Here is a 16,286-nt window from a genome sequence, read left to right on the forward strand (position 1 = left end):
GCGCGGTTCAGGCACATTGTTGATTCCGGTTCAAGGCGCCGTCGGCGGGGGCAGTCCAGCGACTTGTCGGCGGGCGGGGGGACGTGTGGACATAGCTGAACGGGTGCACGATCGGGTTCCGGACAACCGGCCCCACTTCTTCCTGTCCTACGCCCACACTCCGCCGTGGGGCCCGGACAGCGGGGACCCCGACCACTGGGTGCACGTCCTGTTCAAGGATCTGTGCAGTCACATCATGGCCCTCACCGATCTGCCGGCGGGTTCCGCCGTCGGTTTCGTGGACCGGGAGATGCGCTCCGGGGAGGGCTGGCCGGAGAAGCTCAGCGAGAACCTCGCCACCTGCCGGGTGTTCGTGCCGCTGTTCTCGCCGCGCTACTTCTCCAGCGAGATGTGCGGCCGGGAGTGGTTCGCGTTCACCGAGCGGCTGCTGCACGCGAAGACCACCGGAGCGGGCACCGTGCCCGCGGTCGTACCCGTGCTGTGGACGCGCGTCGAACCGGCCGAACTGCCGGACTCGGTACGCCACATCCACCTGGACAGTTCGGGCTTCGGCAGCCGGTACGCGGCGGGCGGGATCTACGGACTGATCAAGCTCAACCGTTTCCGCGACGAGTACGAGGAGACGGTGCTCGGCCTCGCCGAGCGCATCGTGCGGGTCGCCCGCGAGTCACAGCTGCCGCCCGGCCGGCCCCGCGACTACGAGACCACCCCGAGCGCGTTCAAGCCGCGCGGCACCGGGCCCCGGCACATCCATCTGACCGTCGCCGCCCCCACCCGGGACACCGTCCCCGAGTACCGCGACCGACTCCCGTACGGCGACGACGCGTTGAGCTGGAACCCGTATCCCTCGGAGTCGACACGTCCGCTGTCCGCCCTCGCGGAGGACCTGATCCGCTCCTTGGACTACCGGGTCACCGTCTCCGACTTCGACGACGGGGACGCCGGCGAGAACGGGCCGGCGCCCGCCGCCTTCGAACCCGAGGCGGAGCGGCCCGGCATCCTGCTCGTCGACCAGTGGGCGCTGACCGACGAGGAACGCCGGCGCAGGCTCAAGACCTTCGACGCCGCCGCCCGTCCCTGGGTGAGCGCGGTCGTGCCCCGCAACCGGACCGATCTGCAGTGCCGGGGCGAGGAGGGCCAGCGCCTGGCCGACGAGCTGGAGCGGTCGATGCCGACCATCCTGGAGCGGGCCCGGCGCGGGGACAGCCGTATCGCCGTCAACGGCGTACCCACCCTCAACGCGTTCACCAACGTGCTGCCGGCGGTGGTGGCGCACACCACCCGGCAGTACCTCAAGCATGCCGAGGCCCGGCTGCCGCAGGCGCCGCACGTGCCCCGGCTACGGCTGACCGATCCACCCCAGCCGGATCCACCCCAGCCCGATCCCACTCGCACCGACCCACCCCGACCGCCCGGCCCCAATGCGGGAGACGACACCGGAGGACAGGCATGACTGCCGCCAGGGACGGACGCATCATCACCTTCTACTCGTACAAGGGCGGTACCGGGCGCACGATGGCGCTCGCCAACACGGCGTGGATCCTCGCCGCCAACGGCAAGCGCGTCCTCGCCGTCGACTGGGACCTGGAGGCGCCGGGCCTGGACCGGTTCTTCCACCCGTTCCTGGATCCGAACGCGCTCACCGCGACCGGGGGCGTCTTCAACATCCTCCAGGACTACGCGGGGGCGGCGACCGACGGCACGCTCCGCACCGGCGACTGGCACCTGGCGTTCGCCGACGTCGAGCAGCACGCGATATCACTCACCCCGGAGCGGCTGGGGCTCAGCTTCCAGGCCGGCGGCTCGCTCGACTTCCTCTCCGCGGGCCGCCAGTTCCGGGCCTACTCGGCGACGGACTCCTCGCTGGACTGGGACAACTTCTACGACCGCCTCGGCGGCGGCGCCTTCCTGGACGCCCTGCGCGACAGCATGAAGAAGGCGTACGACTACGTCCTGATCGACTCGCGCACCGGGCTGTCGGACACCGCCGACATCTGCACCCTCCAGATGCCCGACGTGCTGGTGGACTGCTTCACCCTGAGCGCCCAGTCCCTGAACGGAGCCGCCGAGGTCGCCAAGAGCGTCAGCGACGACCACCGCAAGCGGCGCATCCGGGTACTGCCCGTGCCGATGCGCATCGACGAGGGCGAGAAGGACAAGGTCGACGCGGGCCGTGCGATGGCCCGGCTGAAGTTCATGGGGCTGCCCAAGGGGCCGCGCGGGGAACAACTCGGCGTCGAGGAGGCCACCGCCTACTGGGGCAGGGTGGAGATCCCCTACCGGCCGTACTACGCCTACGAGGAGACCCTCGCCACCTTCGGCGACGAGACGGGCGACCCCAAGTCGCTGCTGTCCGCCTTCGAACGGCTCACCTCGGTCGTCACCGACGGCGAGGTCACCGAACTGCCGCCGATCCCTGAGGCGGTACGGCTGCGCTGCCGCGACGCCTTCATCCGGCGCCGGCCGCCGGCCGTGGCCGCCGAGATGGTCGTCGCGTACGCGGCGGAGAACCGGATGTGGGCCGACTGGATCGACTCGCTGCTGAAGCGGGCCGGCTGCAACGTCATGCTGCAGGACCTGTCCAACGGGCCGCTGGACCGCTCCGAGCACACCACCCGCACCCTGGTGCTGCTCTCCAACGCGCTCCAGCGCTCCCGGTACGCCGACACCGTCCTGCAGGCCCTGATGTCCGGCGAGACCGCCCCCGGCGCGCTGGTGCCGGTGCGCATCGACGAGGTCCGGCTGCCGGAGGCGTACACCGACCGGGCCGGTCTCGTCGACCTGCCGGGGCTCGACGAGTCGGGATGTGTCGCCGCCCTCCTGGTGTCCCTGGAACTGCCCACCCAGCTGCCGGACGGCGGCCCCGCCGCGCCCCGGTTCCCCGGGCAGGCACCCAAGTTCTCCAACGTGCCGCAGCGCAACAGCACCTTCACCGGCCGCGGCCAGATCCTGGAGCAGGTGCGCGAGCAGCTGCGGGGCGGCATGTCCGTCGTACTGCCGCAGCCCCAGGCGCTGTTCGGACTCGGCGGCGTCGGAAAGACGCAGATCGCCCTGGAGTACGTCCACCGGTTCAAGGCGGACTACGACCTGGTGTGGTGGGTGTCCGCGGAGGAGGTCGACAACGTGGTCGCCTCGCTCGCCGAACTCGGCTCCGTCATCGGCGCGCCCGGCGGCGAGGACATGGCGCTGGCCAGCCAGGAGACCGTGCGCATGCTCTCGCGCGGAAAACCCACCGAACGGTGGATCCTGGTCTTCGACAACGCCGACAACCCCGAGGACCTCACCGGCTACTTCCCCACCGGCAGCGGCGGGCACATCCTCGTCACCTCCCGCAACCAGTCGTGGTCGCAGCAGGGCGCGACCCTCGCCGTCGACGTCTTCCTGCGCCGCGAGAGCGTGGAGTACCTGTCCCGGCGTGCTCCCGGTCTGACCGGCGAGGAGGCCGACCAGGTGGCCACCGCCGTCGGCGACCTTCCGCTCGCCGTCGAACAGGCGGCGGCCTGGCTGGCCGAGACCGCCACCCCGATCGCCGAGTACCTGCGCCGACTGACCGAGCAGACGGCCTCGGTCCTCGCCCTCAACCAGGCCCCGGACTACCCCGAGACGGTCGCCGCGACCTGGAACATCTCCATAGAACGGCTCAAGGAACGCTCACCCGCCTCCGTACGGCTGCTCCAGCTCTGCGCCTTCCTGGCACCCGAGCCGATCTCGTCCCAGCTGCTCTACAGCAAGGAGATGATCGACGCCCTCAAACCGTACGACCCCGCCCTCCAGGAGAGCCTGCTGCTCGGCCGGGTCATCCGGGAGATCGGCCAGCTCGCGCTCGCCAAGGTGGACCAGGTCTCCAGCTCCATCCAGGTGCACCGGCTGGTCCAGGCCGTGATCCGGTCACAGATGACCGAGGAGGACCGACGGGTGGCCCGGCACACGGTCCACACGGTGCTCGCCGGCGCCCGGCCCGACGGCGACGAACCCACCGACGACCCCGAGACCTGGCCCCGGTTCGGTGTCATCTGGCCGCACCTGGCCGCCTCCGACATCCGCAACTGCACCGAGGCGGACCCGCGGCGACTGCTCATCGACCGCGTCCGCTACCTCTGGAAGCGCGGTGAGTTCCCGCGCGCCCAGCTGCTCGCCGAGGACCTCCTGGCGCACTGGAAGCCGCTGCTCGGCGAGGAGGACGTGCAGTACCTCTACCTGCAGTGCCAGCTCGCCAACGTGCTTCGCTCGCAGGGGCGTTACGTCGAGGCACAGGAGATCGACGAGGATCTGCGCGAGCGGCAGCGGCGGGTGCTGGGCACCACGCACCCGCACACGTACGTCACCACCTCCAGCCTCTCCAGCGACCTGGCCGCCCTCGGCGAGTACACCAGGGCGGTGGAGCTGGCCAAGGAGGCCCACGACGGGTTCAGCCAGATCTTCCACGAGTCCCACCCGCGCACCCTCAACGCGGCCAACAACCTCGCCCTGGCCCTGCGCATGGTCGGCAACTACGGCGAGGCCCGGCAGATCGACCAGCAGACGTACGACAGCCGCACCGAGGTGCTCGGCCCCGACCACCCCTACACCCTGGCCTCGGCCGAGAGCCTCGGCCGCGACCTGCGCGAGGTCGGCCGGTACGCCGAGTCCGTGACCATGCTGTCCCGGGCGTACCAGCAGCACAAGGACATCATGGGCAAGGAGTTCCCCGGCACGCTGCGGTGCGCCAAGTCGCTCGCCGTCTCCCTGCGCCGGGCGGGCCTGTTCGAGGACGCGCTCAGGCTGACGACGGCCACGCTGGAGAAGTACCGCCAGCCCAACCTGGCGGGCACTCCCGACTCCCTCGCCTGTGAACTCAACCTCGCCGCCGACCTGTTCGCGGCCGGGGACCGGCAGGAGGCGCGCACGGTCGCCCAGCGGGTGCTGGCCGAGTATGTGAAGGTCCCCGGAGAGGCCCACCCGTACACCCAGGCCGCGATGAACAACCTCGGCATCTTCCACTGGGGCTGCGGGGACGCCGAGCAGGCCGAGACGGTGTTCCTCCGGACGCTGGAGCGCATGACCGAGGTGCTCGGCGACCATCATCCGCACACCCTGTTCTGCTCCGCCAACTACGCCATCGTGCTGGCCGAGACCGACCGGCTGGAGGAGGCCTGGAAGCTGGAGAACCGCGCCGTGGACACCCTGCGCGGCATCCTGGGGCGGCAGCACCCGGAGACCCTGGCCGTCGTCAACAACAGCGCCCTCACCCTCGCCGCCCTCGGCCGCACCGACGAGGCCCGCGTCCGCCGCGAGGAGGCCCTCACCGAACTGGACCGCCAGCTGCGCCAACTCGGCGAGAACAACGGCATCACCAACCTCGTGTCGGTGGAACGACGGGTGTACCGGGACCTGGAACCGCTGGCGGTGTGAGGGGCTGTCACCCCCGCGGGGTGCCCGACAACAGCCAGTCCAGTACGTCGGGGAGCGCGCGCAGGGCCGAGAAGTGGGCCGCGTCGGGGTCCAGGACGGCCTTGGCGCGGGGGATACGGGCGGCCAGCCATGAGTGGTGGGCGGCGGGTGAGAAGACGTCCATGGCTCCGTGCCACAGCATCACCGGGACCCGGATCTGCGACGGGTCGAAGCCCCAGGGGCTGGTCAGGGCGAGGGCGTCGTCGATCCAGCCGTACGGCGAAGCACGCAGCGCCTCCAGGTAGTTGCGCAGCAGCATCGAGCGGATGCCGCTGTCGGAGACGATGAGCCGGTCCTCGCCCGTCAGGTCCGAGCGCAGGTCCTCCAGCAGCTTGCCCGGGTTGCGGCGGATGGCGGCCGAACGCGGGATGATCCCGGCCGCGTACCGCTCCGGATCGGTGAACGCGGTCTGGAACTCACGGACGTTGAACGGTGCCATCCCCGCGAACCAGTCGAGCCCCTCGGCGTCCCGCGGCGCGAGTGCCACCAGCGCGGCGGCCCGGGTCACCCGCCCCGGCAGCAGCGCCGCGCAGGCGAGGGCGTGCGGGCCGCCGGCGGACCGCCCGGCCACCGCGAAACGCCCCAGCCCCAGCGCGTCGGCGACCGCCGCCACGTCCTCCACGACGTCCACGACCCGTCGGCCCGGTCTGCGGTCCGAACCCCCGTACCCGGGGCGGTCGAAGCTGATGAGTCGCGCGCCCCGCTGATAGAGGAACATCGGCCGGGGCCGTGGGCCCACCCTGCTGCCGGGCATGCCGTGCAGCAGGAACACCGGGCGTCCTCGTGGATCACCCGACACCTCCACCCGCAACCGCCGCCCACCGGTCGTACCCACCAGGTCAGGCAAAGCCGTGTCCCCCTCCCGCGCCCATGGCCGGGACCACGTTGCACGAAACTTGCCCACAGGACCAGTGCACAAAACGAAAGCCCAGGTCAAGTGGCTTGGATGGGGCGGGACTCGGCCGTGGTCGGCGTGCGGGTTCGGGGGCGAACCGGCGCGGATCGGTTCAGAGGGCGAACCAGCAGCGGATCGTCGTTCCGCCCGGCTCCGTGTGCAGGCGTACGAGGTCGGAGACCAGGTTGACCAGGAGGAGCCCGCGGCCGCCTCGCTGGGCGCGGGAGGCGGGGCGACGGCCGGCGAGGGGGTCGGTGAGGTGGCCCTTGTCGCGGACCTCCACGACCACATGGCCGCCCCGCCCGCCCTCGGCCCATACCCGCACGCTGCCCGAACCCCCGCCGTGCACCACGCTGTTGGTGGCCAGTTCGGCGGTGACCAGGGCCAGGTCCTCGACGCGGGCGGGGGCGAGGCCGAGACGGACGCCCTCGGCGGTGGCGAAGTGGCGGGCCTCGGGGAGAGTGTCGGCGTCGTAACGGAACGCGAGGACGTCGGGGGCGGGAGGCAGGGGTGTGTTGTAGCGGGCGACCACGGCCTCGGGGGCGTAGGCGCCGCTGTTCCGCGTTTGTGTGGAGCCGGCCGGCAGCAGTGTCGGGTGGGTGGCCTCGGCGTCGGCGATGACCTGCGCGGGCAGGCGGCGGGTGTCGTACGGACAGAGGATGGTCACCGTGCGGCCCCGGAAGGCGGCGTTGATCAGCGCCTCGTGCTGGACGCAGGCGGGGTATTCGGTGGGGCTGCGACCGGCCCAGATCGGTTCGCCGATGATGTGCACGTGGACGCCGGGGGGCTGGGCGTCGGCGAAGGCCCGCAGCACGCCGGGGATGATCCGGCCGGGGTTGCGGCCCGCCTCACGCATGTCGAGGAGCCGTACGGCGTCGGCCTCGGCGCCCAGCTCGTCCCGGATCAGCCGGAGGTTCTCCGCGGGCACGGCGACGGCGACGGGCTCACCGGCCTCGAGCGCGGCACGGACGAACGGCACGGTTCCGGAGACATAGTCGTGCTCGTCGCCGTAGAAGAGCGCGGGATGGGCGAAGGGGTCCCGCGGGGCGGCATCCGCGGCGATCATGACGCAAAACCCCCCACCCAGAACGAACCCCCACCAACAGCCCCCGGCTGCCAGGCGTGCGACGACTCTCCAACGGCCCCTGACAGCCGCCCGGCCGCCAGCTCTGAGGCAGACCCCGGCTGCCAGGTCGACGGTGGCTCCCCGGGCGACGGCCTCCCTGGGGCGGACGGCATCCCTCCGTCCCACAGCGACTCGCCCGATGAGGGCGGCCCTCCGAGCGACGGCGGCCCTCCCGGCGAGGACGGTCCTCCAGGCGACTGCTGCTCTCCAGACGACGGCGGTCCTCCGGGCGAGGGTGTCTCTCCAGGCGGCTGCTGTTCCTCGGGCAGTCGCGGTGCGTGGGTGGGCGGGGGCCAGTCGTTCCGTGGGGCTGTCGGGGGCCGGGGGGCTGCTGGTGTCGGCCTCGGTGGTCGGGGGTGGCTTGTCGGCTGGCCTTCGGCGCCTGGCGGCCGGTCTGCGGGGCCGTCGCTCGACGGGCGGCCTCCGGCCCGTGGGGACATCTCGATCGTCGGGACACCCGGCCAGAACAGGTCCAGCAGGCGGCGCAGGGTGGGAGGCGGCTGCTGCAGCACGATCCTCCTGCCTTCGTCCAGCGACCGGGCGGCCGCCACCAGCGCGTCCGCTCCCGCGACGTCGACGAAGCTCACCGCGGACAGCTCCAGCCGGTACGCGGCCAGTTCCAGCCGGTACACCCGGTCCGCCCCATGGACGGCCCGCGCCAGCGCCCGCTCCCACACCGGGAGCGTCGCGAGTCCGACCTCGCCGCCCACCCGAAGACCGCTCTCGCCCGGCAGCGGGAACACTGTCAGCCGCGGTGCCCGGGCCGGCCCGGGCGGTGTCCGATACGGGGTGCCCACACCGTCTCCCCTCTGCTCGACGGAACCCGTCTACCCGGGCCCGGGCCGGTCATTCCGCGCCACGATCCGGCTCCCCGCCATGGCCCGGGTGTACTCCGCCGTACGACGGGCACGCGCATGGGCGAGCAGCACCGCCAGGCCCCCGCGGAGCAGCCCGAGGGTTCCGCGCGTGGTCCGGTGGTGGAGTTCGAGGACTCGACGTCGCGACGACTGTGGGGAGCAGTGAGTCGGAGCATGATCCCAGTGGCACACGCATCTCTCGGATCTCTCGGATCCCTCGGATCCCTCGGATCCCTCGGATCCCTCGCATCTCTGGGCGGACAGCCGCGCGCCCTGGTCATCGAGGGTCGGATGGAGGAGGGGCGGGCCGTGCTCACCGCGCGCGGGGAACTCGTCCACGGGTGCGCGGAGGCCCTGGCCAGGACGCTGGAAGGCCTCCCGGAGCGCCCCACCCGGGTCGAACTGGACATGACCGGCGTGGAGTTCATGGACACGGCGGGGCTGCAGTTCCTGGACGAACTGAGCGCCTACGGCCGCCACCACCACATCCCCGTACGGGCCACGCACTGGAACGGCCAGCCCCGCCGCATCCTGGAGCTGGCCGGACTCGACACCGAGGACCCCCTGCGCACGGCCCACCCGCCGACCGCCCGCGCCACCTCGGCGGTCGCCCTGGAGCGCGCCGAGCAGCTGCACGAGCTGCGGGCTGAGGTCGAGCAGCTGCGGCGCGCGATCGTCTCCCGCCCGGTCATCGACCAGGCCCGCGGAGTCCTGATGGCCACCCACGCCTGCACCCCGGCCCAGGCCTGGGACATCCTGCGGGAGGCCTCCCAGCACGCCAACACCAAGCTGCGCGAGGTCGCCGCGGCGGTCACGGCAGGCGCGGAGTCGGACGGCCCCGCACCACCGGAAGAACTGCGCAGGGCCTTGCATACGGCGATCTCACACCACCTGCGCTGACGGCACCGCTCAACCGTTCACCGACCGTATCCGCTCAGTACGGCAGTATCCGCCCCGAGGGTGTCCTGCGGTCGATCGTGGTGTCCCGGGGCGTGCTGGGCCGTCGGTTCACGCGGACGCGTATCTGGCGGTTCATGACGCCCTCCTAGGGTCTCTGAATCCCTCTGGCTGACGTGAACCAGCCTGGTCCGCACACCGCCGCGGCACATCGTGCCGGCGAAGGCGCCCGCCCTGCCTCCCCAGCAGGACCCGGCCGGGTGCCCGCTACTCCCCAGGGAGGAGGGTGACCCCAAGATCCCCCCGGCTTCGCACCGATAAACGATCGTTTTTGGCCGATAACCGCTCGCGGAGAGCCACGGGTGCCGACATAGGCTGCGAGGCACAACACCACAGCTGTCCGCCGTCACGGCCCACCAGGGGAGGGACACCGCCCGATGACCACCAAGGCGATGAGGTCCCTGCTCGCCGACCTGGGCGCGAGGGCCGCGCGATCGCTGGGGCGGCCCGCGGAGCCGAGGGCCGTGATGGAGGGGTTCTGCCGGGCGATGAGCCTGCGCACGGGCCGGCCGATCGATCTGGTGTTCCGCGCCTTCCCGCCCGACGTCCCGGTGTCCGGTCTGCGTCTGGACTTCGGCGACCGGTCCGTGATCGTGGTGGAGGAAGGGACCGTACCGGAAGCCCAACTGGTCATCCTGGGACATGAGTTGTGGCACGAGGAGCAGGGCTCCTGCGGTCACTCCCCCGGCCCGGCGGCGGCCCGCGCCCTCGCCCCCGGCCCGACGCCGGAGCTGCTGCGGCGGGCGGCGGAGCAGATCCTCACCGCGCCGGAGGTCTCCCGCGAGGCCTATCTGACGGTGTCGGCCCGCTCCGCCTCGGCCGACGACCACGAGGTGGACGCGGAGACCTTCGGCCTGCTCTTCGGCCGCGAGGTACGGACATGGATGACGGGGCGGTACGCGCAGGGCCCGGTCACCCCGGCCACCGTGGAGGGCCGTATCAACCTGTCGATGGGAAACCGCGGCGGGCGCTTCCTGCGATGAGTCCGCAGATACCGTACGCGGTCCCCACCGTCCTGCTGGCGACCGCGCTCATCGCCAAGCTCCCGACGTTCGTCCGTGCCTGGCGCGACCCCGACGTCCGTGCCACGACGGTGCTGCTGACCTCGGCGACGGCCGTCCTGGTCGTCATCACCCCGGCCAACATCGAGCGGCTCAACAGGCTGACCGGCGTCCCCAACATCGCCTCTCCGTGGGCGTATTCGTTCCTCACCGCGTTCTGCGCCACCGGCCTGACGATGATCATCCGTTGGCGGGAGGAGCCCTCCGAGCGCCGGTCGCGCCGGATGCGCCGTATCTACTGGGCGTACGCGGGCGTGGTGGCCGCTCTGTGGGGCACCTTCCTCCTCGCCGACGCGCCCGAACCCCGCATCTACGACCTGGACACCTACTACGCGAACACCCCGTGGATGCGCGAGCACATCCTGCTCTACCTCACCGCGCACATGGTGTCGTGCCTGGTGGCGGCCTGGATGCTGTGGAAGTGGTTCCCGCAGATCGGCGACCGGTGGCTGAAGGCGGGCGTCGTCTTCCTCCAACTGGGCTATGCGATGGGCCTGTTGTTCGACGCGGCCAAGTACACGGCGATCGGCGCCCGTTGGGCCGGCACCGACTGGGACGGGCTGAGCACCCATGCCGCCCCGCCCTTCGCCCTGCTGGAGGCCGCGCTGGTGGCACTCGGCTTCCTGGTACCGCAGTTGGGCCCGTTCCTGCAGCGCTGGGTGCGCGACCGCCGCGAACACCGTCGGCTACGGCCGCTCGCGCGGGCGGTGCGCGTCCTGGGGGCCGCGGCCGCACCCGCCCGGCTCGGCTTCTGGTCGCCGCTTGATCTACGGCTCATGCAGCGCCGCCAGCACATCCACGACGCGTTGCGCATGCTGGGCCCGTACGTCGACCAGGGCCTGTACGACAGGGCGTACGCGGCCGCGCTGACCGAGCACGGTGAGGCGGGCGCCCATGGAGCGGCCGGCGCTGTCGCGGTCCGCGCGGCCCTGGACGCACACCGCGCCGGCACTCCCTGCGCTCCTCGGGCGGGCCGTGCCCCCTCCGGCCCGGGCAACCCGGTCGCCCATGACATCGAGGCCGTCTCCCGGGCGCTCGCCCACCCCCGCACCATCGACACCCTCCGCCGACGGGTGACCAGCACAGAAAGCCGGAGCGCACATGTCTGACCGACCCCCCGCCGAACGAGCCCCGAGCCGCAGACCCTCCGCCGTCGTCGTCGGCGGCAGCGTCACCGGTCTGCTCGCCGCGGCGGCCCTCACCGAGTTCGCCGACGTGACGATCGTGGAGCGCGACACGCTCCCCGAGGGTCCCGCGCCGCGCCGGGGCGTGCCGCAGTCGCGGCACGCGCACATGGTGTGGAGCGGGGGTGTGAAGGCCTTCGACGAGCTGCTGCCCGGCCTGGTGCCGGAGCTCGTCGCGGAGGGTGCCCGGTTGATGCGCATCATGGGCGACCTGGTGTCCCGGGCGCCCAACGAGATCTGGTTCCGCCGCTTCACGTCCACCCCGCACCGCAACCTGGTCTGCACCCGCGATCTGCTGGACGCCGTCATACGCCGACGGGTACTGGCCCACACCTGCATCACACTCCGTCAGAACACCACCGTCCAGGACCTGTTGGGCGACGCCACCCGCGTGACCGGCGTCCGTGTCCGCACCGGTGACGACGAACTCACCCTCCCCGCCGACCTGGTGGTCGACGCCTCCGGCCGCGGCTCACACGCCCCGCGCTGGCTGAAGCGGCTCGGTCTGCCCGAGGTCACCGAGCGGGAGGTCAACGCGGGCATCGCCTACGCCACCCGTCTCTACCGGGCTCCCGACACGGCGACCGGCGGCGCCTTCCCCATCGTCAACGTCCAGGCGACGCCGGGGGACACGCCGGGCCGGGGCGGCATCATCGTGCCGGTCGAGAACGACCGCTGGGTGGTCACCCTCTCCGGCACCCGGGGCGCCGAACCGGCCGCCGACGCCGAGGAGTTCACCCGCTTCGCCCGCTCCCTCGGCGACCCGGTGATCGCCGATCTGATCACCGGCGCGGAGCCCCTGACGGACGTGGTGACCACCCGCTCGACGGCCAACCGCCGCCGCTACTACGAGAAACTTCCGCACTGGCCCGAGGGGTTCACGGTCCTCGGCGACGCGGTCGCGGGCTACAACCCGGTCTACGGCCACGGCATCACGGTGGCCGCGCAGTCGGCGCTCGCCCTCCGCACCCTCCTGCGCGCGACCCCCCTCACCACGCCCGGCACGGCCCGTCGTCTCCAACGCGCCACGGCCCGGCCAGTGTCCGCGGCCTGGGATCTGGCGGTGGGCCAGGACGCCTACTACCCCGGCGCCACCGACACCCCGCCGCGGGCCGTGGAACGCCTCCTGCGCCGCTTCGTCGACCAGGCGGTCTCCACCGCCTCCCGCAACCCCCGGGCACTGGGCGCCCTCCTGGACGTGATGAGCCTGGAGAAACCGGCGACCCGCCTCTTCACCCCGGACATCCTGCTCCCCATGCTCTTCGGCCCCAAACTCCCCCACCTCACCGCCCCTCCCCTGACAGAGTCCGAACGCAAGACACTCCACACCCCCTGATCCCAACCAACGGCAACCAACCAACCCCCGCACCGAAGCCGACAACGCCGGAGGCAGGGCAGAAACCAGCGAGGGCGAGGGCGAGGCAGGAACGTAGGTGACAACCGGGCGCAGGCAGGAGCAGAGGCGGTGACCGGGCGCAGGCAGGAGCATGGGCGGTGACCGGGCGCAGGCAGGAGCGTGGGCGGCAACCGGGCGCGGGCAGGAGCAGAGGCGACGACTGAACCCGCAAAACGAAGCCACGCCACGTCTGGGGCCGGGGCAGGACCAGGGCCCACGGCTGGAACGCGGGCGGGAGCCTGGCCGCAGCTGGGGCACGGCCAGGAGCCGAGCGGTGACTGGGGCGGAGGCACGAGCCAAGCGATGGCCGAGATGCGGACAGAGGCCCCAGGGCATACCCGCCCAGCCGGCAGGAGCCGGAGCATGGCTGTGAGGGAGGGGTAGAGACCAGGCTTTGGCTCGAACGCGGACAGGTCCCAAGGCACGACTGGGGCGCGGACAGGTCGCAAGGCATGGCTGGGCCACGGGCCACGGGCCGGAGGCGGCCCACGGCTGGAGCGCGGGCGCGCGCAGGGCCAGGGCGAGGCACGGGCTCCGTAAACCAGCGGCACCGGCAGGCCCCCGCCGAACCGCTCCCCCTCCCGCGCGTCGGTCCCGATCGGGACGCCTCACCATCGCGGATCCGACCGACACCGCTGAGGGCGACGCGGGCGACCGTTTCCCCTCCCCCAAACTCTCGACGGCGTAGACGGGACGGGCCACGGCCAGGGCCGGGGCATGTGCACAGCCACCGCCCGGGCCGGAGCTGCCGCCCATGGCAGCCCAAAGGTGCCGGCACCTCCCCGCCCCCTCACGGCCGAGCAGGCGCACACTGGAGGAGGATCAGGAGGAGTCATGCGCATTCCCCTAGGCCGCCTTGGCCGCCTATGCCGTCTACAGCCCCGGCGCCTCCTGCGCCTCCTGCGGCGTCGGCACCGGCCCCACCCCGCCTCCGCCTCCGCCCGCTCCGCGCACCCCGACCAGCTGCCGGCCCTCGTAGCCGTGCTGGACGATGCGGTGGCCGCGCAGGTGCCGGCCGACCTGGCGGTGGCCGCCTGCGGTGAACCGGGGCCGCTGTCCCGGCAGACGGCTCGCGCCTGCGGGGAGCAGAGCATCGCCCTGCACCGCCTGTGCGCCCGCCTGGAGGCCCTCGACCTCACGGACCCGGACCTGGTGTCGGCCCGGGCCCGTGCGGCACGGCTGCTCGCCTACGACCTGTGGATGCTGCGGGAGTCGCTCGACCTTGCCTTCACGGTCCATCGCGACTCCCGCACGGAGGCCGCCCGGCTGCGCCTCAACGGCCTCGGCCGCCCCGCCGACGACCTGCGCCGTCTGCGCGACGACCTCCGGGACGGCCTGCGCGCCCGCAGCCGGATCGAGGTCGCCTGAGCGCGGGCCCGGACGCCACACCGCCCCGAGCCGTCGCAGCACCCAAGTCAGCCCACCACCGGGCTCCGGACCCCGCGCTCCGGACCCCGCACTCCGGACTCAGCTGAGCCCCAGCGACGACAGCGCCGTCGTCCAGTTCTTCGCGATGGCGCTCCGGGCGGCGCTGAGGGTGACCGTGCCGTTGCAGACGTCCTTCTTGAGCTTGTTCTCCACGGTGTCCTTGTTGGTGGCGGTGGTGTCGCCGTAGCGCGGCTCCGGCCACAGGTTCTTCGCGCTCTGGGGCGCACCGCCCAGCTCCAGCGGCACGAGGTGGTCCTCCTCGTAGTCCGCCGTGCTGGTGTCGGCGTAGCCGTACTCGGTGATCTGCTGGACCTTGAGGGCGTTGGTGTACGAGGACGAGGGCCGGACCGTGGCCGTCCATCCGGACACGCATATCGTCGTGTCGATCGTGGACTGGGTGACGTCGGGGTTGTAGGCGCCGGGCTGGCAGGTCGGGTCGGGCAGCGGCAGATACGCCTGCGAGCAGCTCTGGGCGTGGGCCGCCGAGCCGGTGCCGATGATCAGGCCCGCGACGGCGAGGGCGAGGGACGTGGACGTGGCGGTGAGACGACGTGTGACACGCATGGGGGGACTCCACGGTCGGCCCGGAGATTCCGGGCGGTCGTGGGCATGACAGCACCGCAGGGGTCTATGCGGGTAGAAGCATTGGCCGAAGATTCGGTGAACTCGCCGAAGTCTTACCTGCGCATGACGGGTGGTTGCCCAACCCCTGGCTCACCCTTGGGAGTTGGGAAACCGGCCGGAAACAGGGGGAACAAGGGGAACAGGACCGGCATCAGTGCTCGGCGAACTGAACACGGGTCGCCTGTACGGCATTCGGCCGTACCGCGACCCCGTCGACGGTCAGCCGCTCCCCGTAGATGTCGGTGATCCTGATCGCCCCACCGCACCCGCTGCCCTTCTCGGACAGGAAGTAGTTGTACGAGGTACGCGGCAGCGCCAGCCAGCCGCCCCCGCTCGACACCTCCAGACGGGCCACCGGATTCCGGTGCCCGAGCACCTGGATCCCGCACCAGTACTGGGTGGATCCGGTCTTGTACCGCACCGACAGCGGACCGACGCCACCGGGACTCAGCAGGCTCCAGCTGATGGAGATGCGCCCGGCCGACAGCGCGGCCAGCTTGGCGAAGGCCTGCTCGCTGAGGTCGATCTGTCCGACGGCACAATCCCCGGGGCATTCGTTGACGATCCGTACCGTGATGGCGGCACCACCCGCCCGCACCAGCACATACGCCCCGCAGGCCTTCGACGTCTCGTAGTCGGCGGTGTTCATGGCGGCGACCATCATGTCGGCGCTCGGTCCGAAGGAGCAGGCGCCGTCGCCGTTCCCGGCGTCGTAGTGGGTGGCGACGCCCTGGTAGGTGACGCCGGGCCTGATCCGTCCGGCGAGCGAGGCCGTGCCGGAGGCGGCCCGCGGGGTGCTCCCGGCCGGTGGACGGGCGGAGGCCCTGGCCGCGGTGGGCGAGGGCGACGGCCTGGCCGCGCGAGCCGTCCGGCTCGGGGACGGCGACGCGGACGGCGACGGCGACGTCCGGGCGGACGGCGGGGCCGAAGAGCTCGCCGACGCGGTGGCGGCGACGGCGGCGTCGGCCGCCGTGCGCCGCTCACCACCGCCGCCCCCGTGACCGGGCCGGAAGGCCACCACCAAAGACACGGCGAGCACTACGGCGGCCACGGCGGCGCAGACGAGCATCGCGCGCCGGCCGCCGGGCCGACGACCGGGAACCGGGTGCCGCTGCTCGCGGGGCCGGCGGTGCGGAGAAGGGGACGCCACGACTGGTCCTTACGTGCTTCGGGGATGGCGCGTTCAACAGGGGGCTCCGACCGGCGGAGTCTCCCGCCCCTCAGTGGCCGCCGAAGCCGGGAAGGTTGCCGCCCGTTCCCGGTTCGGCGCGCTCCCCGCCCGAACGCGTCGCCACGGGGGACGCCCCGGCCGAACGCGCCCCCACGGC

The 16,286-nt window shown here is 72.3% G+C and carries 12 protein-coding genes; 7 read left to right on the plus strand and 5 right to left on the minus strand.

Annotated features, from left to right (window positions below; translation table 11 throughout):
- Positions 1-85: 85 nt before the first annotated feature.
- Together ABZT17_RS01000 and fxsT are read left to right on the plus strand one after the other, a co-directional pair.
- Positions 86-1,453, plus strand: coding sequence for a TIR-like protein FxsC (locus ABZT17_RS01000; RefSeq protein ID WP_356342075.1), 1,368 nt, complete (start codon positions 86-88; stop codon positions 1,451-1,453).
- Entirely contained in the window at positions 1,450-5,391 is a 3,942-nt protein-coding gene (gene fxsT / locus ABZT17_RS01005; protein ID WP_356342077.1) for an FxSxx-COOH system tetratricopeptide repeat protein, read from the plus strand. Before ABZT17_RS01000 ends, fxsT begins: the two co-directional genes overlap by 4 nt.
- Positions 5,392-5,398: 7 nt before the next feature.
- Here the strand turns inward: fxsT and ABZT17_RS01010 are convergent, their stop codons facing one another.
- The 3 genes from ABZT17_RS01010 to ABZT17_RS01020 all read right to left on the minus strand — a co-directional run bounded on the left by ABZT17_RS01010 (position 5,399) and on the right by ABZT17_RS01020 (position 8,248).
- Positions 5,399-6,277: an alpha/beta fold hydrolase gene (locus ABZT17_RS01010; RefSeq protein WP_356342079.1), complete on the minus strand. Its 879-nt coding sequence runs from the start codon at positions 6,275-6,277 to the stop codon at positions 5,399-5,401.
- 160 nt (positions 6,278-6,437) lie between these two features.
- Positions 6,438-7,391: an anti-sigma factor RsbA family regulatory protein gene (locus ABZT17_RS01015; protein WP_356342081.1), complete on the minus strand. Its 954-nt coding sequence runs from the start codon at positions 7,389-7,391 to the stop codon at positions 6,438-6,440.
- Positions 7,388-8,248 carry an STAS domain-containing protein gene (locus tag ABZT17_RS01020; protein WP_356342084.1) on the minus strand — a complete coding sequence of 287 codons (861 nt, stop codon included), beginning with the start codon at positions 8,246-8,248 and terminating at the stop codon, positions 7,388-7,390. Before ABZT17_RS01020 ends, ABZT17_RS01015 begins: the two co-directional genes overlap by 4 nt.
- A gap of 351 nt (positions 8,249-8,599) precedes the next feature.
- On the opposite strand from ABZT17_RS01020, the gene ABZT17_RS01025 reads away from it, so the two are divergent.
- The 5 genes from ABZT17_RS01025 to ABZT17_RS01045 all read left to right on the plus strand — a co-directional run bounded on the left by ABZT17_RS01025 (position 8,600) and on the right by ABZT17_RS01045 (position 14,274).
- Positions 8,600-9,208, plus strand: a complete 609-nt coding sequence (locus tag ABZT17_RS01025; protein ID WP_356342086.1) for an ANTAR domain-containing protein — start codon at positions 8,600-8,602, stop codon at positions 9,206-9,208.
- Positions 9,209-9,642: 434 nt separating this feature from the next.
- Positions 9,643-10,248, plus strand: a complete 606-nt coding sequence (locus tag ABZT17_RS01030; protein WP_356342088.1) for a toxin — start codon at positions 9,643-9,645, stop codon at positions 10,246-10,248.
- Positions 10,245-11,435: an MAB_1171c family putative transporter gene (locus ABZT17_RS01035; protein ID WP_356342090.1), complete on the plus strand. Its 1,191-nt coding sequence runs from the start codon at positions 10,245-10,247 to the stop codon at positions 11,433-11,435. The genes ABZT17_RS01030 and ABZT17_RS01035 overlap by 4 nt, the downstream gene beginning before the upstream one ends.
- Positions 11,428-12,846, plus strand: coding sequence for an FAD-dependent monooxygenase (locus tag ABZT17_RS01040; RefSeq protein WP_356342093.1), 1,419 nt, complete (start codon positions 11,428-11,430; stop codon positions 12,844-12,846). The genes ABZT17_RS01035 and ABZT17_RS01040 overlap by 8 nt, the downstream gene beginning before the upstream one ends.
- Before the next feature lie 894 nt (positions 12,847-13,740).
- Positions 13,741-14,274 (plus strand): hypothetical protein, encoded by a 534-nt coding sequence (locus tag ABZT17_RS01045; protein WP_356342095.1) that lies wholly within the window; start codon positions 13,741-13,743, stop codon positions 14,272-14,274.
- A 99-nt stretch (positions 14,275-14,373) separates the two neighbouring features.
- Here the strand turns inward: ABZT17_RS01045 and ABZT17_RS01050 are convergent, their stop codons facing one another.
- Together ABZT17_RS01050 and ABZT17_RS01055 are read right to left on the minus strand one after the other, a co-directional pair.
- Positions 14,374-14,898, minus strand: a complete 525-nt coding sequence (locus tag ABZT17_RS01050) for a hypothetical protein (protein WP_356342097.1) — start codon at positions 14,896-14,898, stop codon at positions 14,374-14,376.
- A 211-nt stretch (positions 14,899-15,109) separates the two neighbouring features.
- A complete protein-coding gene (locus ABZT17_RS01055) occupies positions 15,110-16,027 on the minus strand; it encodes an expansin EXLX1 family cellulose-binding protein (protein WP_356342240.1) in 918 nt (305 codons plus the stop codon).
- Positions 16,028-16,286: the final 259 nt, after the last annotated feature.

Origin of the sequence: Streptomyces sp. NPDC005648 (assembly GCF_040605395.1) — a bacterium.
Classification (GTDB): Bacteria; Actinomycetota; Actinomycetes; order Streptomycetales; family Streptomycetaceae; genus Streptomyces.